Raw genomic sequence first — 21,634 nt, 5'->3', positions numbered from 1 at the left:
GCAAGCGGCGGATTCGTGGTCAGGATCGGCCGAACTTCTGGTCGATGAAGTCGAACAGCTCGTCGTCGGAGGCGTCGTCGAGTGCCTGGCTGACGTCGGCCGGCCGGTCGGTGGCGTCGCTCCACCTGGTGACGAGCGCCCGGAGGCGGACCGCGACGGCGGTACGCGTCTCGTCGTCGCCGGCCAGTCGTTCCAGCTCGTCGGGCCCGGTGGCGGCGAACGCGGCCTCCAGCCGGTCCAGCTCGGCCAGCAGGCTCGGCGCGGGCGCGGGCGGCGCGAGGTCGGCCAGCAGGAAGTCGGCGAGCGCGGCGGGCGTGGGGCAGTCGAAGATCAGGCTCGCGGGCAGGCGGATCCCGGTGGCGGCGGTCAGCCGGTTGCGCAGCTCCACCGCGGTGAGCGAGTCGAAGCCGAGGCCGGTGAACGTCTGCGCGGACGGGACGACGGTCGCCGGCGGATAGCCGAGCACCTCGACGACCTGCGCCTTGATCAGCTCCTCGACCAGCCGGCCGCGCTCGGCCTCCGGCGTGCCGGCGAGGCGGTGCGCGAAGGACGGCCCGCCGTCGCGGGCGCCGTCGGCGACGCGCCGCCGGGCCGGGACCAGGCCGCGCAGCGGCGCCGGGAGCCCGGTGTCGGACTGGCGGCGCAGGGCGGCGGGGTCGAGCAGCGCCGGCACCAGGTGGGGGCGGGCACCGCGCAGGGCGGCGTCGAACAGGCGCAGCCCGTGGTCGGTGTCGAGCGGGCCGAGGCCGTTGCGGCTCATCCGGTGCCGCTGGGCGGCGTCGAGGTCGCCGGTCATCCCGCCGTCGGCCGCCCAGAGGCCCCAGGCCAGGGCGGTGGCGGCGAGGCCGGCGGCGCGCCGGTGGTGGGCGAGGCCGTCCAGGAACGCGTTGGCGGCGGCGTAGTTGCCCTGCCCCGGGCCGCCGAGGACGCCGGCGACCGACGAGAAGAGGACGAACATCGGCAGGTTCCGGCCCCGGGTCAGCTCGTGCAGGTGCCATGCGGCGTCGGCCTTGGCGGACAGCACGGCCGACATCCGCTGCGGCGTCAGCGCCGAGACCACCGCGTCGTCGAGGACGCCGGCGGCGTGGACCACCCCGGTGAGCGGGTGCTCGGCGGGGACGTCGGCCAGCAGGGCCGCGACGGTGTCCCGGTCGGCGACGTCGGCGGCCACCAGCCGGGCCTGCGCGCCCAGCGCGGTCAGCCCGGCCAGCAGCTCGGCCGCGCCGGGTGCGTCGGGCCCCCGGCGGCTGACCAGCAGCAGGTGGCGCACCTTGTGCGCGGCGACCAGGTGCCGGGCGAGCAGGCCGCCGAGGGCGCCGGTGGCGCCGGTGACCAGTACCGTCCCGTCGGGGTCGGGTTCGACGCCCAGCGCGGGGTCGAGGGCGGCGGGGGTGAGGCGGGGCGCCAGCACCCGGTCGCCCCGGACGGCGAGCTGGGGTTCGCCGGTGGCGACCGCGCGGGCCACCAGGTCCACCGTGCCGGGCTCCGGACGCCGCCCCTCGTCGAGGTCGACGAGCACGAAGCGGTCGGGGTGTTCCGCCTGGGCCGACCGCAGCAGCCCCCACACCGCGGCGCCGGGCAGGTCGGTCGCCCGGTCGGCGTCGCCGGCGGGGACGGCGCCCCGGGTCAGCACGACCAGCCGCCGGTCCGCCAGCCGGTCGTCGGCCAGCCAGCCCTGGACGGCGGTCAGCACGGCGGCGAGCCGGGTCCGGGTCGCGGCGGGGACGGGGTCGCGCTCCTCGTCGGCGTACGCGGGGAGGAGCACCAGTTCCGTGTCGAGCAGGCCGACGTCGACCGCGTCGGCCAGCTCGGCGAGCCCGTACCGGGCGAGTGCCGCCAGGTCGGACGGGGCGTCGCCGAGGCGCACCGCGCCGGCGGTCGTCGGGGAGCCCGCCGGGACGCTCTGCCAGGCGACGTCATACAGGGAGTCGACGCCCGCGCCGGCGCCGCGTACCTGGTCGGCGGTGACCGGTCGGGAGACCAGCGAGCCGATCCGGGCGACGGGGGCGCCGGCCGGGTCGGCCAGGGTCAGGGTGACGCCGCCGCCGCTGCGCCGGGCGCGCACGCGCAGCGCGGTCGCGCCGACCGCCGCGAGGGTGACGCCGGTCCAGGCGAAGGGCAGGCGTACGGCGGTCGCGTCCGCGTCGGTGTCGAGCAGGCCGACGACGTGCAGCGCCGCGTCGAGCAGGGCGGGGTGGATGCCGAACCCGGTGGCCTCGGTGCCGTCGGGCAGCGCCACCTCGGCGCAGACCTCGTCGTCGGTGCGCCAGACGGCGCGCAGGCCGCGGAAGAGCGGGCCGTACTCGACGCCGAGGCGGGCCAGCTCGGCGTAGATCTCGTCGACCGCGACGCCGTGCGCGGCGGTGGGCGGCCACGGCGACGGGTCGGTCGAGGGCTGCGGCGCGGCCGGGGCGAGGACGCCCACCGCGTGGCGGACCCACTCGCCGTCCGGGTCGGCGGCGGGGCGGGAGTGGACGGTGACCGGTCGGCGTCCCTCGTCGTCCGCCGGCCCGAGCTTCACCTGCACCGCCCGGGCGTCCCGCTCGGCGAGTGCCAGCGGCGCCTGGAGGGTCAGTTCGTCGAGGGTGTCGCAGCCGACGTGCGCGCCCGCGTGCAGGACCGTCTCGACCAGGGCGGCGCCCGGCACCACCACCGAGTCCCAGACAACGTGTTCGGCGAGCCACGGGTGGGTGCGCGCGGAGAGTTCGGCGCCGAAGATCCGTACGTCGTCGTCGGCCACGCGTACGGCGGCGCCGAGCAGCGCGTGGTCGACGGGGCGGACGCCGAGGCCGGGCGCCGCCGCGCCGGTGGTCGTGCTGGCGTCGAGCCAGTAGCGCTGGTGGTCGAAGGCGTACGTGGGCAGGTCGACCGTGCGGGGCCGGGCCCCGGCTGCGGTGAGGTAGCCGGCCCAGTCGACGTGGCCGCCGGTGACGTACCGCTCGGCCAGGGCGGTGCGCACGGTGTCGGGCTCGGGGTGGCCGGCGCGCAGCGTGGCGGTGAACCGCAGGTCGTCGCCGGTCGCGTCGACGCAGTCCTGCGCCATCGCGGTCAGCACGGCGTCGGGGCCGACCTCCAGGAACTGGGTCACGTCCTGCTGGCGCAGGGTCCGCACCGCATCGGCGAACCGGACGGGCTGGCGTACGTGCCGCACCCAGTATTCGGGGTCGGTGACCTCGGCGGCGTCGGCCACGGCACCGGCCACGTTCGACACGACCGGGATCCTCGGCCGCTGCCAGCCCAGCCCCGCCACCACCGCCCGGAACTCGTCCAACATCGGATCCATCAGCCGCGAGTGGAACGCGTGACTTACCGAGAGTTCCTTGACCCGCCAACCCCGCTCACGCCCGACCGCCACCACCGACGCGACCTCGTCGGCGGCACCCGACACCACCACCGACGCCGGCCCGTTCACCGCAGCCACATCCACCGCCGCGCGCGACGCCTCGATCAGCTCGACGACCGACTCCTCGGACGCGCCGACCGCCGCCATCACGCCACCGGCTGGCAACGCCTGCATCAACCGACCCCGCGCCGCCACCAGCGTGCACGCGTCAGCGAGGGAGAGCACCCCCGCCACGTACGCGGCCGTCACCTCACCGATCGAATGACCCGCCAGGAAATCCGCCTTCACACCCCACGAGGCGAGCAACTCCCACAACGCCACCTCCACCGCGAACAGGCCAGCCTGCGCGAACACCGTCTGATCCAACAGAGCGGCCTCGTCCGACCCCGGCTCGGCGAACACGACCCCACGCAGCGGACGCGGCAGGTGCCCATCGAACTCCCGACACACCCCGTCGAAAGACGCCGCGAACACCGGAAACACCTCGTACAGCTCACGGCCCATGCCGGCGCGCTGCGAGCCCTGACCGGTGAACAACACCGCCCGACGACCCGCCGACACCACACCCGACACCACCGACGAACGCCCCTCGGCCACCGCCGACAGGCCGGCGACCAGCTCGTCCGCGTCCGAGCCCCACACGACCGCCCGGTGCTCCAACGCCGCCCGCGACGTCACCAGCGACCACGACACGTCCGACACCGCCAGGTCCGCACGGTCCCGGACGAACGACGCCAACCGCGCCGCCTGGCCGGCAAGGGCCCGCTCCGAGCGCGCCGACACCAGCCACGGCACCGGCACGCCCGCGAGCGCGTGCCCGGCATCCGCCGGCTCCGCCGTGGCCTCGGGGTCGGCGTCGGGCTCCGGCTGTTCGAGGATCACGTGCGCGTTGGTGCCGGAGATGCCGAACGAGGACACGCCCGCGCGCCGTGGTCGCTCCACCCGCGGCCACGCCCGGGACCCGGTGACCAGCTCGACCGCGCCCGATGCCCAGTCCACGTGCGACGACGGCGAATCCACGTGCAGCGTCGCCGGCACCACCCCGTGCCGCATCGCCAAGACCATCTTGATCACGCCGGCCACCCCGGCAGCCGCCTGCGTGTGACCGATGTTCGACTTCACCGACCCCAACAACAGCGGCTCGTGGTCGTCCCGACCCTGCCCGTACGTCGCCAGCAACGCCTGCGCCTCGATCGGATCACCGAGGGTCGTGCCCGTACCGTGCGCCTCCACGACGTCCACGTCACCGACGCCCAGCCGGGCATTGGCGAGGGCCTGCCGGATCACCCGCTGCTGCGACGGACCGTTCGGCGCCGTCAACCCGTTCGACGCACCGTCCTGGTTCACCGCCGTGCCCCGCACCACCGCAAGAACCCGCCGGCCGTCCCGCCGCGCGTCCGACAACCGCTGCACCAACAGCACGCCGACGCCCTCGGCGAGCGCGGTGCCGTCCGCCGCGTCGGCGAACGCCCGGCACCGGGCCACGGGCGAGAGGTTGCCCTGCCGGGTGAAGTCGACGAAGACCGCCGGGGTGGGCATCACCGTCACGCCGCCGGCCAGCGCGAGGTCGCACTCCCCCGACCGCAGCGCCTGCACGGCCAGGTGCAGCGCCACCAGCGACGACGAGCACGCCGTGTCCACCGTCACCGCCGGCCCCTCGAAGCCGAACGAGTACGCCACCCGGCCGGAGGCGATGCTGCCGGCGTTGCCGAGGCCCAGGTAGTCCTCCACGCCCGCCGGCGGGGTCTCGGGCGGGTGGGCGTACCCGTTGTGGGTCATGCCGGCGAAGACGCCGACGCGGGCGCCCTTCAGTCTGGTGGGGTCGATGCCGGCGGACTCGACGGCCTCCCAGGAGGTCTCCAGCAGCAGCCGCTGCTGGGGGTCCATGGCGAGGGCCTCGCGCGGCGAGACCCCGAAGAGCCGGGCGTCGAAGTCTGCGGCGTCGGGCAGGAAGCCGCCCTCCCGCACGGAGGAGGTGCCCGGCCGGGACCGCTCGGGGTCGTGGAGGGCGTCCAGGTCCCAGCCGCGGTCGGTCGGGAAGGAGGCGATGGCGTCCCCGCCGGCGGCGACCAGGTCCCACAGCTCCTCGGCCGTGCGCACGCCGCCGGGGAACCGGCAGCCGGTGCCGACGATCGCGATCGGCTGCTGCGCGTCGGCCTCGACGTCGCGGAGCCGTTGCCGGGTCCGCCGCAGGTCGGCGGTGACTCTCTTCAGGTACTCCCGGAGCTTGTCTTCGGTGTCCATCAACCCAGCCCATCGCGATGCACGGCGGAGACTCGACGTAAGCGACGGTACGAATGCGCAGAAGTCTCAGGCGACACCTGTATCTGTCGTTCGGCTCGCTCGGCCGAGAGCCACGAGGATCCCCATCTGCGGGGAGAAGTTATTGGGTGTGCGCGCGGGCGGACAACCCCTAACCAGGCGTCCGGCCAGCTAGGGGTGTCCCGGTGCCGACCAGTCGCACTAGCGTCGCCTCGACCGGGTCCGCCTACGGCCCGGTCGGGAACCCCAGCCGCCGGGAAGGACCGCCGAGGATGACCACGCCAGATACCGACAACGGCCTGTGGGTGCGACGTTTCCACCCGGCGCCGGGCGGCGCCAGGCGGTTGGTGTGCCTGCCGCACGCCGGCGGGTCGGCCAGCTTCTACTTCCCCGTCTCCCGCAGCCTCTCTCCCGGCGTCGAGGTGCTGGCGATCCAGTACCCGGGCCGGCAGGACCGGCGCCACGAGCCGTGCGTCGGCGACATCCACCAGCTCGCGCGGGAGGTCTTCAGGGTGCTGCGGCCCTGGCTGGACGAGCCGGTGGCCATCTTCGGGCACAGCATGGGGGCGAGCGTCGGCTTCGAGCTGGCCCGGCTGATCGAGCAGGACGGCGGCGCGGCGGCGCACCTGTTCGCCTCCGGCCGGCGGGCGCCGTCGCAGGCGCGGCACGAGACCGTACACCTGCTCGACGACGAGGGCCTGCTGGCCGACGTACGGAAGCTCAGCGGCACCAACCCGGCCGTCCTCGGCGACCAGGAGATGCTGCGGGCGGCGCTGCCGGCGATCCGCAGCGACTACCGGGCCGCGGAGACCTACACCTACCGGCCGGGCCCGCCGCTGAGCTGCCCGATCACGGTCTTCACGGGCGACAGCGACCCGAAGACGACGGTCGAGGAGGCCCGCGCCTGGTCGACCCACACCACCGGCCCGTTCGACCTGAAGGTCTATCCGGGCGGGCACTTCTTCCTGGCCGAGCACCAGGCGGCCGTCCTGGGCGCCATCTCGGCGGCCCTGACGCCGGCGCCGGCCATCTGATCCACCCCGCCCGACGGCCGAGGGGCCCGTCCACCGGTGTCGGCACCGGTCGGCGGGCCCCTCGGCCGTGCGCGGCCTCACCGCTTGTGGGCCACCGCGATCACGTAGTCGAGCTGCGCCAGTTCGCGCTTCATCAGGTCCTGGTTCTTCCAGTGCGCGGCCATGCTCTTGCGTACGGCGGGCTTGACGACGGCGCGGAACTCGGGGTCGTTGGTCCGGTCGGCCATGTACGCCCGCCAGCCCTCCCAGGTCCGCTCCTTGATGGAGTGCACCTCCGGGCTGGCGAAGCCGGCCTCGACGAGTTCCTGCCGGTACGTGTCCCGGTCGTGCCAGTTCTCCTTCGGGATGCTGAACTTGACGAAGCTCAGCGGGCCCGACTGGATGGCGGCCCGGACGACGTCGCCGCTGACCGGGATGATGTCGGCCGTGGCGAGCACGCCGCCCGGGCGGAGCACCCGCAGGGCCTCGGCGAAGAAGGCGCTGCGCGGATAGAAGTGGAACGCGGACTCCAGCGCCACGACCCGGTCGAAGGTGTCGTCCTCGAAGGGCAGTTCGGTGGCGCTGCCGAGGCGGAAGTCGGTGCGGTCGGCCAGCCCCTCCTCCCGGGCCCGGCGCTGGGCGGCCTCGACGTGGTGCGGGGTGATGTTGAGGCCGTACACCTTGGCGATCCGGCGCTCGCGCAGCCACTTGAAGTCCTGGTCGGCGTAGCCGAAGCCGACGTCGAGGACGGTGTCGTCGGGCTTGAGCCCGGCGGCGTCGGCGAGCTTGTCGGCCAGCGCCTCGGCCGCCGTGTCGAGGTCGGTGACCCCGTCGGACCAGTAGCCGACGTTCATGTAGTGGGTGCGGCGGGCCGCGAACTCCACGTCGGGCGACTGGATCTCGTAGAAGCGCCGGACCCGGGTGATGGGGTCGGCGGTGAAGACCGTGCGGATCGCCCGGCCGGCGATCTTCAGGTTCTCGAACATGGGGGTGCTTCCTTCCGGTGGGGGTGGAATGCTGGTCAGCCGCGCCGGAACCGCTGGCGCAGGTCCTCGACGAGCGCGGGCACACCGGCCGGGTCGGCGGCCGTGCCGAAGACGTAGAAGTCGGGCCGGACGAGCACCGCCACGGCGTCGTAGCGCTTGAGGTGGGACAGGTACACGTCGTCGAGGTCGTACGCGGTCGGCGCGGCGCCGGGCCCGGGGGCGGGCGCGCCGGCGGGAACGACCCGGAGGACCCGGGCGTCGAGCGAGGCCAGGAACTCCCGGGCGCCCGCGTCGAGCAGGCCGTCGGGGTCCTCGGCGCAGAGCAGCACGAAGCCGGTGCCGACGACCTCGTCGAAGAGCCCGGCACGCCCGTCGACCTCGACGCGGCCCTGCGGCATCGGCGCGCCGGCGGCGGTGTCGCCGGCCCGGCCGTGCAGGACCCCGCCGGCCAGCGGCTCCAGCAGGGAGCGGGTGCGCGGCCGGGCGGTGCGCCGGCGCAGCTCGGCGAGCATGGCGGCGTCTCGGCCGGCCGCTGCGGCGCGGTCGGTCTCGCAGATCACCGTGCCGGAGTCCATGGACATCCGGATGGCGTGCTGCACGTGCGCGCGGCGCTCCCGCTGGTAGGTGTCGAGCAGGGCGTCGTCGGCGAGGCCGCGGTGCACCAGGTCGAGCTTCCAGGCGAGGTTGACGGCGTCGCGGAAGCCGGAGCTCATCCCCTGTCCCATGAACGGCGGCATGACGTGCGCCGCGTCGCCGGCGATCAGGATCCGGCCGGAGCGCCAGCGGTCGGCCGAGCAGGCCTGGGTGGTGTAGACGCCGTACCGCTCCAGGGTGGCGTTGTCGGGGGTGATGTCGAACAGGCCGAGCAGCCGCCACACGCTCTCGACGCTCTCGAACTCCGCCCGGCTCTCCCCCGGCACCCGCATGAACTCCCACCGCCGGTGCCCGGGGCCGGCCGACACGGCGGTGCGGGGCCGGGCCGGGTCGCAGACCTGGAGGTTGTTCGGCTTGAACTCGCGGGCCTCGTGCGGCACGACGTCGCAGACCAGCCAGTCGTAGGTGAAGCCGAGGTCGGTGACGTCGCCGCCCAGGTGTTCGCGGACGAAGCTGTTGGCCCCGTCGCAGCCGACGACCCAGCGGGCGGCGCGGACCTCCACGCCGTCCGGGCCGGCGATGGTGACCTCGACCCGGTCGTCGCGCTCGGCCAGGCCCGTCACCTGGTACGGGCGCAGCACCGTGACGCCCGGCAGCTCCGCGCCCCGCTCGGCGAGCAGCGCCTCCAGGCCGGGCTGGTAGAAGGAGACCGAGTCGGGCCAGCCCGTCGGGCCGTCGCCGGTCACCTTGACGTGCAGCAGGGTCCGCCCGAAGCCGTTCTTGAAGGTGTACTCCCCCGACGACTCCACCACCGGCCCGAGCCGGTCGGCGACCCCGGCGGCGGCGAGGATCCGACTCGCCTCGCCGTCGTACGACACGGCGCGGGGGAAGTCGTACGGGGTGGCCCACCGCTCGACCGCGGTGACGGTGAGGCCGCGCTGCGCCAGCAGTATCGTGAGCATCTCACCGACCGGGCCGTAGCCCACGATCAGCACGTCGGTCATCAGCATCGCTATCGGATTCCTCGCGAGGTCGGTCGGGCACGGTGTGGTGGGACGGCGGGTGCGTCCGGGGGTCAGCTGCCGAGTTCGGCGTCGATGAGGTCGAAGATCTCGTCGTCGCTGGCCCGGTCGAGGTCGATGTCGAGGTCGGGGTCGCCGCCCGAGCCGGCGCGCATCGTGCGCCACTTGCCGACGAGCGCCTCCAGCCGGGAGCCGATCTGGGCGTGCAGCTCCGGCTCCACGCTGGCCTCGGTCAGCGACCGTTCCAGGTTCTCCAGGTCCGTGAGGACCGGCGGCACGTCGGGGCCGGTGTCCGGCGCGAGCTGGGCGAGCAGGAACGCGGCCAGCGCGTTCGGGTCCGGGTAGTCGAAGATCAGCGTGGCCGGCAGGCGCAGGCCGGTCGCCGTGGTGAGCCGGTTGCGCAGCTCGACGGCGGTCAGCGAGTCGAAGCCGAGCTGGCTGAACGCCCGCCCGGGCGCGACCGCCGCGCGGCTGCCGTGCCCGAGCACGCCGGCCGCCTGCTCGCGGACGAGGTCGACCAGCAGGGCGTGCCGGTCGGGGCCGGCCAGGGCCCCCAGCTCGTCGGCGAGGGTGCGTCCGCCGGCGGCCTGGGCGGCCGACCGGGCGGTGGGGCGTTCCCGCCGGGTCAGCCCGCGCAGCAGGGCCGGCGGGCGGTCGATCCCGCCGAGCGCGCCGACGTCGATCCTGGTCGGCACCAGCACCGGCGCGGCCGTCCGCAGGCCCGCGTCGAACAGGGCCAGGCCGAGGTCCGACGGGATGGCGAGCTGCCCGTCGCGGGCGGTGATCCGGGGGTCGGCCCGGTCCAGCTTGGCGGTCATCTCGCTGGCCTGCTCCCACAGCCCCCAGGCCAGCGACCGGCCCGGCAGCCCCTCGGCCCGGCGGGCCAGGGCGAGGGCGTCGAGGAACGCGTTGGCCGCCGCGTAGTTTCCCTGGCCGGGCACGCCGAAGACGCCGGCGCCGGAGGAGAACAGCACGAACCCGGCGAGGTCGAGGTGCCGGGTCAGCTCGTGCAGGTGCCACGCGGCGTCGAGCTTCGGCGCGAACACGGTGTCGAGGCGCTGCGAGGTCAGGGCGGTGACCACCCCGTCGTCGAGGACCCCGGCGAGGTGCACGACGGCGGTCAGCGGGTGCCGCGCCGGCACGGCCGCCAGCACCCCGGCGAGGCTGTCCCGGTCGGACACGTCGGCGGCCACGGCCGTGGCCTCGGCGCCCAGGGCCCGCAGCTCGGCGAGCGCCTCGGCCGCGCCCGGGGCCCGCTCGCCGCGTCGGCTGACGAGCAGCAGCCGCCGTACGCCGTGGGTCTCCACCAGCCGCCGGGCGACCAGCCGGCCCAGGGTGCCGGTGCCGCCGGTGAGCAGCACCGTGCCGTCGGGGTCCCACGGCCGGGGCACGGTGAGCACGACCTTGCCGACGTGCCGGGCCTGGCTGACGTGGCGGAACGCCTCCGGCGCCTGACGCACGTCCCACACCTGGGTGGGCAGCGGGGTGAGCGCGCCGCGTTCGAAGAGCCCCAGCAGCACGGCGAGCATGCGCTGCACCTCGTCGGGGTCCTCGAGCGTCAGGTCGAAGGCCGTGTAGGCGACTCCCGGGTGGTCGGCGGCGACGCGGTCGGCGTCGCGGATGTCGGTCTTGCCCATCTCGACGAACCGCCCGCCGCGCGGCAGCAGCCGCAGCGAGGCGTCGACGAACTCGCGGGCCAGGGAGTCCAGCACCACGTCGACGCCCCGCCCGCCGGTGGCGGCGGCGAAGCGGGTCTCGAAGTCGAGGGTCCGGGACGAGGCCAGGTGCTCCTCGTCGACGCCCATCGCCCGCAGGGCGTCCCACTTGGCGGGGCTGGCGGTGGCGTACACCTCGGCGCCGAGGTGGCGGGCGAGCTGCACGGCGGCCATGCCGACGCCGCCGGCGGCGGCGTGCACCAGCACCGACTCGCCCCGGCCGAGCCCGGCCAGGTTGACCAGGCCGTGGTAGGCCGTCAGGAAGACCACCGGCACGGAGGCGGCCTGGACGTACGACCAGCCCCCCGGCATCGGGGCCAGCAGTCGGCGGTCGGTGACGGCGACGGGCCCGAAGCAGCCCACGAAGACCCCGAACACCGCATCGCCGGGGCGCAGGTCGGTCACCTCGGCGCCCACCTCGACGACCTCGCCGGCGCCCTCGCCGCCGAGCGGCCCCGCGTCGCCCGGATAGAGGCCGAGCGCGTTGAGCACGTCGCGGAAGTTCAGGCCGGCGGCGCGGACGCGGACCCGGACGTCGCGGGGGCCGAGGGCGGTGTCGGCGGCGTCGGTCGGGCTGAGGGTGAGGTTCTCCAGGCTGCCGCGCACCGGCGCGTCGAGCCGCCACGCGGCGGCGGGCGGGGCGGTCAGCTCGCCCGCCGAGCCGGCGCGCGCCAGTCGCGGCACGTACGCGACGCCGGCGCGGATCGCGGCCTGTGGTTCGTCCGCCGCCAGCAGCGCGGCGACCCGGTCGGGGTCGATGCCGTCGGCGTCGACGTCGACGACGAGCACCTGGCCGGGGTTCTCCGACTGGGCAGAGCGGACCAGCCCCCACGCGGCGGAGGCGGCCGGGTCGGTCACCTCGCCGGCGTGGTGCACGGCCACCGCGCCCCGGGTCACCAGCAGCAGCCGCGACGCCGCCCAGCGGGGTTCGGTGAGCCAGCGCCGCACCGCGTCGAGGGCCGCGACGGCGGCGTGCCGGGCCGCCCGGGGGGCCGGCCGCGTCGGGTCCGCGTCGAGGGGCACGAGGACGGCCCCGGGTAGATCCAGTCCCGCGTCGACGGCGGCGGCGAGCCCGTCCAGCCCCGCGTGGAGCGGGTACCCGTCGAGGCCGGGGGCGACCGCCACGGCCGGGACCGGGGCGACGCCGTCGGCCGGCGGCAGGGGCGTCCAGTCGACGCGGAACAGGGCGTCGCGGGTGGCCCGGTCGTCGCCGACGGCCAGTTCGCCGGCGGAGATCGGCCGCATCGTCAGGGCGGTCACGTCGGCGACCGGGGCGCCGGTGGGGTCGGCGGCGGTCAGCGCGACGGCGTGCGGCCCGACCCGGGTGAGCCGGACGCGCAGCGCGGTCGCGCCGGTGGCGTGCAGGGCGACGCCGTTCCAGGCGAACGGCAGCAGCAGGCGGCCGGCGCCCGCCTCGGCGAGGCCGCCGAAGTGGGCGGCGTGCAGGGCGGCGTCGAGCAGGGCCGGGTGCAGGCCGTAGCGGTCGGCGTCGAGGCGCTGGGCCGCCGGCAGCTCCACCTCGGCGTAGACCTCGTCGCCGCTGGTCCACACGGCCCGCAGCCCCTGGAACGCCGGCCCGTACGCGTAGCCGTCGGCGGCGAGGCCGGCGTAGAAGCCGGTCAGGTCGACGGGGCGGGCGTCGCGCGGCGGCCACTCGGCCGGCGGCGCCGGCGCGGCGGGCTGGGCGGCGGAGAGGGTGGCGCTGGCGTGCCGGGTCCAGGGGCCGTCGGCCGGGCCGTCGGCGGGCCGGGAGTGCAGGGTCACGGCGCGGCGTCCGTCGTCGCCGGCCGCGCCGACGGTCACCTGCACCTGGGTGGCGCCGCCGGCGGGCAGGGTCAGCGGGGCCTCGATGACCAGCTCGTCGAGGACGGGGTGGCCGAGTTCGTCGCCGGCGCGCAGGCAGAGTTCCACCAGCCCGGTGCCGGGCACGAGCACGCTGTCGGTGACCCGGTGATCGGCGAGCCACGGCTGGGCGTCGGTCGACAGCCGCCCGGTGAACAGGTGTCCCCTCGCCTCGGCCAGCGCCACCGACGCCCCGAGCAGCGGGTGCCCGGCGGCGTCGAGGCCGGCGGCGCCGACGTCGCCGGGGCCGGTGACGGGCCGGGGCCAGTAGCGGCGGTGGGCGAACGCGTACGTGGGCAGGTCGACCCGGCGGCCGCCGGCCAGCGCGGGCCGCCAGTCCACGCCGACCCCGGCGACGTGCAGCTGGGCCAGGGAGAGCAGGAACCGGTCGTGTCCGCCCTGGTCCCGCTGCACCGAGCCGACGACCACGGTCCCGCCGTCGTGGTCGGCGAGGGTCTCCTCGATCCCGACGGTGAGCACCGGGTGCGGGCTGCACTCGACGTACGCGTCGTGGCCCTGGTCGTGCAGCGACCGGACGGCCCGTGCCAGTTCGACCGGCTGCCGCAGGTTGCGGTACCAGTAGTCGGGGCCCATCTCCGCGCCGTCGAGCCAGCGCAGGTCGGTGGTGGAGAACAGCGGCACGGCGGCCGGGCCGGGGGCGATGCCGGCGAGGGCCTCGGCCAGCTCGTCGCGGATGCGTTCCACCTGCGCGGAGTGGGAGGCGTAGTCCACGGCGATCGGGCGGACCCGCACCTGCTCGGCGGCCAGCTCGGCGAGGAGTTCCGCCACCGCGCCGGGCTCGCCGGAGACCACCACGGCGGCCGGGCCGTTCACGGCGGCCACCGCGATCCGGTCGCCGAAGCGGGCGACGCGGTCCCGGACCGTGTCGGCGGGCAGCGCGACGGAGGCCATCGCCCCGTGCCCGGCCAGCGCCCGCAGCGCGCGGCTGCGCAGCGCCACCACCCGGGCGGCGTCGGGCAGGGAGAGCACCCCGGCGACGCAGGCGGCGGCGATCTCGCCCTGCGAGTGGCCGACCACGGCGGCCGGCTGGACGCCGTACGAGCGCCACAGCTCGGCGAGCGACACCATCATCGCGAACAGGGCGGGCTGCACCACGTCGACCTCGTCGAGGCCGGGCGCGCCGGGCGCCTGGCGCAGCACGTCCAGCAGCGACCAGTCCAGGTGCGGCCGCAGGGCCGCGTCGCAGGCCGCCATCCGCTCGGCGAACACCGGGGACTGGTCGAGCAGGTCGAGACCCATGCCGAGCCACTGGGAGCCCTGGCCGGGGAAGACGAAGACGCACCTGCCGGCGGGGCCGGCGTCGCCGCGTACCACGGCGGGGTCGGGGCGGCCGTCGGCGAGCGCGTCGAGGGCGGCGGCGATCCGGTCGGGGTCGGCGCCGACGAGCACCGCCCGGGCGTCGAAGGCGCTGCGGCTGGTGGCCAGCGACCACGCCAGGTCGAGGGGGTGCTGGTCGGGCCGGTCGGCGAGGTGGGCACGCAGCCGGCGGGCCTGCCCGGCCAGCGCCTGCGGGGTGCGCGCGGAGAGCAGCCACGGCAGCGCGCGGGGCGTACCGCCGGCGGTCTCCGGGTTCGCCCCGGCGTCCGCCTCCGCTCCGTCGCGCGGTTCCGCCGCCGCCCCGACCGCGACCGGCGCCGCCCCGACCGCCACCGGCGCCGCCCCGACGGCCACCGGTGCCGGCCGGACGACGACCGGTGCCGGCCCGACGGCGACCGGCGCCGGCTCGGCGACCACCGGTGCCGGCTCGGCGGCGGCCTCGACGATCACGTGCGCGTTGGTGCCGCTGATGCCGAACGACGAGACGCCGGCGCGGGCCGGCCGGTCCGTCCGGGGCCAGGGTCGGGCCTCGGTGAGCAGCTCCACCGACCCGGCGTGCCAGTCGATCCGGGAGCTGCGGCGCTCGGCGTGCAGGGTGCGGGGCAGCCGGCCGTGCCGCATGGCGAGGACCATCTTCAGCACCCCGGCCACGCCAGCCGCGGCCTGGGTGTGGCCGAGGTTGGACTTGACCGAGCCGAGCAGCACCGGCGCGGCGTCGGCGGGGCGCTGCCCGTACGTGGCGAGGATCGCCTCCGCCTCGATGGGGTCGCCCAGCGACGTGCCGGTGCCGTGCGCCTCCACCACGTCCACGTCGGCGGCAGTCAGCCCGGCGGCGGCCAGCGCGGCCCGGATGACGCGCTCCTGGCTCGGTCCGTTCGGGGCGGTGAGCCCGTTGGACGCGCCGTCGGAGTTGACCGCCGAGCCGCGGACCACGGCGAGCACCGGGTGGCCCCGGCGGCGGGCCTCGGAGAGCCGTTCCACCACCAGCATCCCGACGCCCTCGGACATGCCGAAGCCGTCGGCGTCCTCCGCGAACGCCTTGCACCGCCCGTCGGCGGCGAGGCCGCGCTGCCGGCTGAACCCGGTCAGCCCGGCCGGGGTCGACATCACGGACACGCCGCCGGCCAGGGCCAGGTCGCAGTCGCCCTGGCGCAGCGCCTGGACGGCCAGGTGCAGCGCCACCAGCGACGCCGAGCAGGCGGTGTCGACGGTGACGGCGGGCCCCTCCAGCCCGAGGGCGTACGCGACCCGCCCGGACAGGACGCTGCCGGCGGTGCCGGTGAGCAGGTGCCCCTCGTCGGCGGTGACCTCCCCGTCGTCGGAGGCGACCCCCGGGGCGACCCGGTCGGCGTAGTCCTGGCCGTGGGTGCCGGCGAAGACGCCGGTACGGCTGCCGCGCAGGGTGAGCGGGTCGATGCCGGCCCGTTCCAGCGCCTCCCAGGAGGTCTCCAGCAGCAGCCGGTGCTGCGGGTCCATGGCGAGGGCCTCGCGGGGGCTGATGCCGAAGAACTCGGCGTCGAAGTCGGCGACGCCGGTGAGGAACCCGCCGGCGCGCACGTACGTCCGGCCGGGCGTGCCGGGCGTCGGGTCGTGGAGGTCGGCCAGCGGCCAGCCCCGGTCGTCGGGCAGGTCGCCGATGACGTCGCCGCCGGCGTCGAGCAGCCGCCACAGCTCCTCGGGGGAGCCGATGCCGCCGGGGAACCGGCAGGCCATGGCGACGACGGCGACCGGCTCGTCCAGGGCGACGGTGGCGGCGTCGGTGACCTCCGTGGCGGCGGTGCCGAGCAGGCGGGCGTGCAGGTGGGCGGTGAGCAGTTCGGGGGTGGGGTGGTTGAACACGGCGTGCGGGGCGAGCCGGACGCCGGTGACGGCGGTGAGCCGGTTGCTCAGTTCCACCGCCATCAGCGAGTCGAAGCCGAGTTCCCTGAAGGGGCGGCGCGGCTCGACCTGTTCCGCGCCGGTGTGCCCGACCACCGTGGCGCAGCGGGTGCGCACGAGGTCCAGCAGCAGGGCGGCGCGGTCGGGCTCGGCCAGGTCGGCCAGCCGGTCGGCGAAGCTCTCGGTGGCGGCGGGCGCGGCGCCGGCGTTGACGGCCCGGCGGGGCGGCGGTGGCAGCAGGGCGCGCAGCAGGGCGGGCACCTCGCCGGAGGCTCGGACGGCGGCGAGGTCGAGGCCGATCGGCACCACGGCCGGCCGGTCGGCGCGCAGCGCGGCGTCGAGCAGCGTCAGGCCGGCGGCCGTGTCGAGGGGGCGGGTGCCGCCCCGGGCGAGCCGGGCCAGGTCGGCGGGGGTGAGCCGGCCGGCCATCCCGTCCTCGGTGGCCCACAGCCCCCAGGCCAGGGCGGTCGCCGGCAGGCCGTGGGCGCGGCGGTGCGCGGCGAGCGCGTCGAGGAACGCGTTGCCGGCGGCGTAGTTGCCCTGGCCGGGGCTGCCGAAGACGGCGGCGGCCGACGAGAACAGCACGAACGCGGCCAGGTCCAGCCCGGCGGTGAGCTCGTGCAGGTGCCACGCCCCGTGCACCTTGGCGCGCAGGGCCCGGTCCCAGCGGACCGGGTCGAGGTCGGTGAGCAGCGCGTCGTCGGTGGCCCCGGCGGCGTGGACCACGGCGACCAGCCGGTCGGCCAGCGGCGCGAGGACCTCGGCGAGGGCCGCCCGGTCGGTCACGTCGGCCGCGACCACGCGGACGGTGACGCCGGCGTCGGTCAGGTCGGTGGTCCAGTCGCCGGCCCGGCCGGTGCGGCTGAGCAGGACCAGCTCGGCGACGCCGTGCGCGGTGGCGAGGTGGGTGGCGACGTGCCGGCCGATCCCGCCCGTGCCGCCGGTGACGAGCACCGTGCCGCCGGCCAGCACCGGGGCCGGCGCGCCGGCCGGCGGGTGCGCGACGGGCCGGAGCCGGGGCAGCGCCGCCCTGCCGTCGCGGACGGCGACCTCGGGCTCGTCCCCGGCGACGGCCAGCGCCGCCCGGACGGTGGCGTCGTCGGTGGCGTCGAGGCGCAGCAGCAGGAACCGGTCGGGGTGCTCGGCCTGGGCGACCCGGACCAGCCCGGCCACCGGGGCGTGCACCGGGTCGGCGTCGCGGACGGCCACGGCCAGCCGGGTGGTCTCCGCGCGGGGGTCGGCCAGCCAGCGCTGGAGCACGTCGAGGACGGCGAGGCCGGCGGCGTGCGCCCGGCCGGGCACCGGTGCGGCCGGGTCGCCGTCGCCGACGCGCAGCACCAGCAGCGGCGGCAGCGGCCCGTCCGGGGGTGTGTCGTCGGCGAGCGTCCAGGCGGGCGCCGGCGTCGCCGGGAACGCCGCCGGCGACCAGTCGACGGCGTACAGCCCGGCGGGCGCGGGCGCCGGCGCGTCGCCGGGCGGCGGCGCCACGGCGCGCAGCACCACCCGGTCCGCGTCGAGCACGGGCGCGCCGGCGGCGTCGACGGCGCTCAGCGTCACCGCGTCCGCCCCGGCGGGGGCCAGGGTGACGCGCAGGGCGTGCGCGCCGGTGGCGTGGACGCGTACCCCCGTCCAGTCGGTGGCCGCCAGCCGGGCCGTGGGCGCGGCGCCGGCGTCGTCGGTGGCCGCGGCGCCCGGACCGGCGGCGCCGGGGGCGAAGTCGGCGAGCGGGAGCAGGCGCAGGGCCGCGTCCAGCACCTGCGGGTGCACGCCGTACCGCTCGGCGTCCGGGTCCCGGGCGTCCTCGGGCAGGCGTACGTCGACGTGGAGCCGGTCGGCGGCGACCCACGCGGCCCGGGCCAGGTCCCCGGCGGCCGCCCGGCCCCGGGGGGTGGTCAGGTCCACCGGCCGGGCGCCGGCGGGCGGCCAGGCCGGCGCGAGGGCGCTGTGGCCGGTCGCCGGGTCGGCGGGGCCGAGCACCGCCTCGGCGACCTCCCGCCACGGCTGCCCGTCGCCGGGCCGGGCGTGGCAGCGCGCCGTCCGGTGCCCGTGCTCGTCCGGCGCGGACACGCCGACCTGCACCTCGACGGTCAGCTCGGCGGGCAGCGGCACCGGCTCGGGGACGCGCAGCCGCCGCACGGTCGGGGCGCCGAGCCGCTCGCCGAGGTGGGTGAGCATGTCCAGCAGCGCCGTGGCGGGCAGCAGCGCCGGCGTGCCGTCGCCGGGGGCGGCCAGCCACGGCTGGGCGGCCGCGGAGACCTGACCGGTGCAGACCACCTCCCCGGTGCCGGCGACCGGCAGCACCCTGCCGAGCAACGGGTGCCCGGCGTCGGCCGGTCCCGCGCCGCCCGGGCCGCCGGTCGCGGCGCCGGCGGGCAGCCAGTAGTGCCGGCGCTGGAAGGCGTACGTGGGCAGGTCGACCGGGCGGTGCGGGCCGGGGCCGGCGAGGGCGGCGCGGTCCACGGCGACGCCCCGCACGTGCAGCCGCGCCACGGCGGCGAGCAGCGCCGTCGGCTCGCCGGCGACGCCCCGTACGGCGGGCACGAAGGCCAGCTCGTCGGCCTCGGCGGCGAGGCAGTCCTGGGCCATGGCGGTGAGTACGCCGGCCGGGCCGATCTCCAGGAAGGTGGTGACGCCCTGCCGGTGCAGGGCCCGTACGCCGTCGTGGAAGCGGACGGTGCCGCGCGCGTGCGCCACCCAGTGCTCGGGCGAGCAGAGCCGGGCCGGGTCGACGGGGTGGCCGGTCAGGTTGGACACCACCGGCAGGTGCGGGGCGCGGTACGTGAGGCCGGCCGCCACCTCGCGGAACGCGTCGAGCATCGGCTCCATGCGCGGCGAGTGGAACGCGTGCGACACCCGCAGCCGGCTGGTCCGCCGCCCGGCGGCGCGCAGGGCGGCCGCGACGGCCAGCACGGCGTCGGTGTCGCCGGAGATCACCACGGAGGTCGGGCCGTTGACGGCGGCGAGGCCGACCCGGTCGGTCAGGTGGGCGGCGACCTCGGCCTCGTCGGCCTCGACGGCGACCATCGCGCCCCCGGCGGGCAGCTGCTGCATGAGCCGGGCCCGCGCGGCGACGAGCGTCGCCGCGTCGGCGAGCGGGAACACCCCGGCCACGTGCGCGGCGGCCAGCTCGCCGACGGAGTGCCCGAGCACCGCGTCGGGGCGCACGCCCCAGCTCTCCAGCAGGCGGAACAGCGCCACCTCGAAGGCGAACAGCCCCGGCTGGGTGTAGAGGGTCTGGTCGAGCCGCTCGGCCAGGGCGCTGCCCTCGGGGGCGAACACCGCGTCCGCGACGGGGTGCGGGGCGTGGCCGGCGAGGCAGCGGTCCAGTTCGGCGCAGGCGGCGTCGAAGGCGTCGGCGAAGACGGGGTACGCCGCGTGCAGTTCGCGGCCCATGCCGGGGCGCTGGCCGCCCTGCCCGCCGAAGAGCAGGCCGAGTCGGCCGTCGACGACCCGGCCGGTCAGCAGCGCCGGGACGTCCGGATCGGGTTCGCCCCGGGTCAGCGCGGTCAGCCCGGCGCGGGCGGCGGCCGGGTCGCCGGCCAGCACCACGGCCCGGTGTTCCAGGGCGGCGCGGGTGGTGGCGAGCGCGTGCCCGACGTCGGCGGCGTCGGCGTCCGCCCCGGGCCCGTCGAGCCAGGTCAGCAGCCGGGCGGCCTGGTCCCGCAGCGCCTCGTGGGAGGCGCCGGCGAGCAGCCACGGCACCGGCGGTCGCGCGGTGCCGGGGACGGCCCCGGGCGACGGTCGCCGGTCGGCCGTCCCGCGTCCCGCCGCGGCCGGCCGGTCCGCCGTCGGGCCGGCGGGGGGCGCCTCGACGATGAGGTGGGCGTTGGTGCCGCTGATGCCGAACGACGAGACGCCGGCCCGGCGCGGGCGGCCCGCGTCGGGCCACGGCCGGGCCCGGGTGAGCACCTCGACGGCCCCGGCCGACCAGTCCACCTCGGACGTGGGCGCGTCCACGTGCAGGGTGCGGGGCATCGTGGCGTGCCGCATGGCGAGCACCATCTTGATCACACCGGCGGCGCCGGCGGCGGCCTGGGTGTGGCCGAGGTTGGACTTCAGCGAGCCCAGCCGCAGCGGTTCGGCGTCGCCGCGGCCGGTGCCGTACGTGGCGAGCAGCGCCTGTGCCTCGATCGGGTCGCCGAGCCGGGTGCCCGTGCCGTGCGCCTCGACGACGTCCACGTCGGCGGCGGCGAGGCCCGCGGCGGCCAGTGCGCGGCGGATAACCCGCTCCTGGGCGGGGCCGTTGGGGGCGGTGAGCCCGTTGGACGCGCCGTCGGAGTTGACGGCGGAGCCGCGCAGCACGGCGAGGACGGGGTGGCCGTGCCGGCGGGCGTCGGAGAGCCGTTCCAGCAGCAGCACCGCGACGCCCTCGGACCAGCCGGTGCCGTCGGCGCCGTCGGCGAACGCCTTGCACCGGCCGTCCGGGGCGAGCCCGCGCTGCCGGCTGAACTCGACGAACGCCTGCGGGGTGCCCATCACCGCCACGCCGCCGGCCACCGCGAGGGAGCAGTCCCCGGCGCGCAGCGCCTGGGCGGCCAGGTGCAGCGCCACCAGCGACGACGAGCACGCGGTGTCGACGGTGACCGCCGGCCCCTCCAGCCCGAGCGCGTACGCGACCCGCCCGGAGACGACGCTGCCGGCGGTGCCCACGCCGAGGTAGCCCTCGGTGCCGGGCGGGGCCTGGCGCAGGTTCGCGGCGTAGTCGTGGTGCATGACGCCGGTGAAGACGCCGGTGGCGCTGCCCCGCAGCGAGGTGGGGTCGATGCCGGCGCGCTCGAACAGCTCCCAGGACGTCTCCAGCAGCAGCCGCTGCTGCGGGTCCATGGCCAGCGCCTCGCGGGGGCTGATCGCGAACAGGCTGGCGTCGAAGTCGGCGGCGTCGCTCAGGAAGCCGCCCACCCGCACGTACGAGGTGCCGGGGCGGTCGGGGTCGTCGGAGAACAGCTGCGCCAGGTCCCAGCCCCGGTCGGCCGGGAACTCCGTCAGCCCTTCCCGGCCCTGGTCGACCAGTTCCCACAGCTCCTCGGGGGAGCCGACGCCGCCGGGGAGCCGGCAGGCCATGGCGACGACGACCACGGGATCGTCGGCGGCGGACGGCGGCGCGGGCCGGCCCGGCGCCGGGCCGGGCTCCGGGGCGGCCCCGCGCAGCCGGGCGGCGAGGTGCCGGGCGAGGGCGTCCGGGCTGGGCTGGTCGAAGGCGGCCGTGGCGGAGAGCCGTACGCCGGTGGCCCGGGCCAGCCGGTCGCGCAGGGCGACCGCGCCGACAGACGTGAAGCCGAGTTCCTTGAAGGCCCGGGCCGGGCGGACGGCGGCCGGCCCGGGCAGGCCGGCCACCTCGGCGGTGGCGGCGCGGACCAGGTCGAGCAGGATCCGGTCGCCCTCGGCGGTGCCCAGCCCGGCCAGCCGGCGGCGCAGCTCGGCGGCGTCCCGGTCGTCGGCGGCGTCGCGGTCGGCCCCGGCGGGCGTACGCCAGGCGGGGTGGGCGGCGTCGGCGTGCCCCGGGGGGCGGGCGAGCAGCAGCAGCTCGTCGCCGTCGTGGGCCGCGTCGAACGCGTCGAGGTCGGCGCGGGCCTGCGCCGGCGTGGCGCCGCTCCCCGCTCCCGCGTGGCCTCCGGTCGCCCCGGCGGCGGCGGGCGACGGC

Annotated in this window: 5 protein-coding genes; 1 reads left to right on the top strand and 4 read right to left on the bottom strand. The window is 77.3% G+C overall.

What is annotated here, in order from left to right; genetic code table 11:
• Positions 1 to 19: 19 nt before the first annotated feature.
• Positions 20 to 5,590, bottom strand: coding sequence for a type I polyketide synthase (locus ACWENR_RS16560; RefSeq protein ID WP_452277851.1), 5,571 nt, complete (start codon positions 5,588 to 5,590; stop codon positions 20 to 22).
• A 287-nt stretch (positions 5,591 to 5,877) separates the two neighbouring features.
• Between ACWENR_RS16560 and ACWENR_RS16555 the strand changes: the two genes are divergently transcribed.
• The gene (locus tag ACWENR_RS16555; RefSeq protein WP_452277850.1) at positions 5,878 to 6,639 is read left to right on the top strand and encodes a thioesterase II family protein; all 762 of its coding nucleotides are present in this window, start codon (positions 5,878 to 5,880) and stop codon (positions 6,637 to 6,639) included.
• A 77-nt stretch (positions 6,640 to 6,716) separates the two neighbouring features.
• Here the strand turns inward: ACWENR_RS16555 and ACWENR_RS16550 are convergent, their stop codons facing one another.
• The 3 genes from ACWENR_RS16550 to ACWENR_RS16540 form a co-directional block, all read right to left on the bottom strand.
• Positions 6,717 to 7,604 (bottom strand): SAM-dependent methyltransferase, encoded by an 888-nt coding sequence (locus ACWENR_RS16550; RefSeq protein ID WP_452277849.1) that lies wholly within the window; start codon positions 7,602 to 7,604, stop codon positions 6,717 to 6,719.
• A gap of 35 nt (positions 7,605 to 7,639) precedes the next feature.
• Positions 7,640 to 9,208, bottom strand: coding sequence for a bifunctional 3-(3-hydroxy-phenyl)propionate/3-hydroxycinnamic acid hydroxylase MhpA (mhpA, locus tag ACWENR_RS16545; RefSeq protein WP_452277848.1), 1,569 nt, complete (start codon positions 9,206 to 9,208; stop codon positions 7,640 to 7,642).
• A 65-nt stretch (positions 9,209 to 9,273) separates the two neighbouring features.
• On the bottom strand, positions 9,274 to 21,634 hold a 12,361-nt coding region (locus ACWENR_RS16540), incomplete at its 5' end, for an SDR family NAD(P)-dependent oxidoreductase (protein ID WP_452277847.1).

The sequence above is a fragment of the Micromonospora sp. NPDC004336 genome, from assembly GCF_053602615.1.
Note: the sequence above shows the minus strand (reverse complement) of the source record. Positions and strands in the feature narration are given on the sequence as shown.

Excerpts from the sequence above, each read along its gene's own strand:
- ACWENR_RS16550 (WP_452277849.1), bottom strand. The coding sequence starts at position 7,604 with ATGTTCGAGAACCTGAAGATCGCCGGCCGGGCGATCCGCACGGTCTTC.
- mhpA (WP_452277848.1), bottom strand. The coding sequence starts at position 9,208 with ATGCTGATGACCGACGTGCTGATCGTGGGCTACGGCCCGGTCGGTGAG.
- ACWENR_RS16555 (WP_452277850.1), top strand. The coding sequence starts at position 5,878 with ATGACCACGCCAGATACCGACAACGGCCTGTGGGTGCGACGTTTCCAC.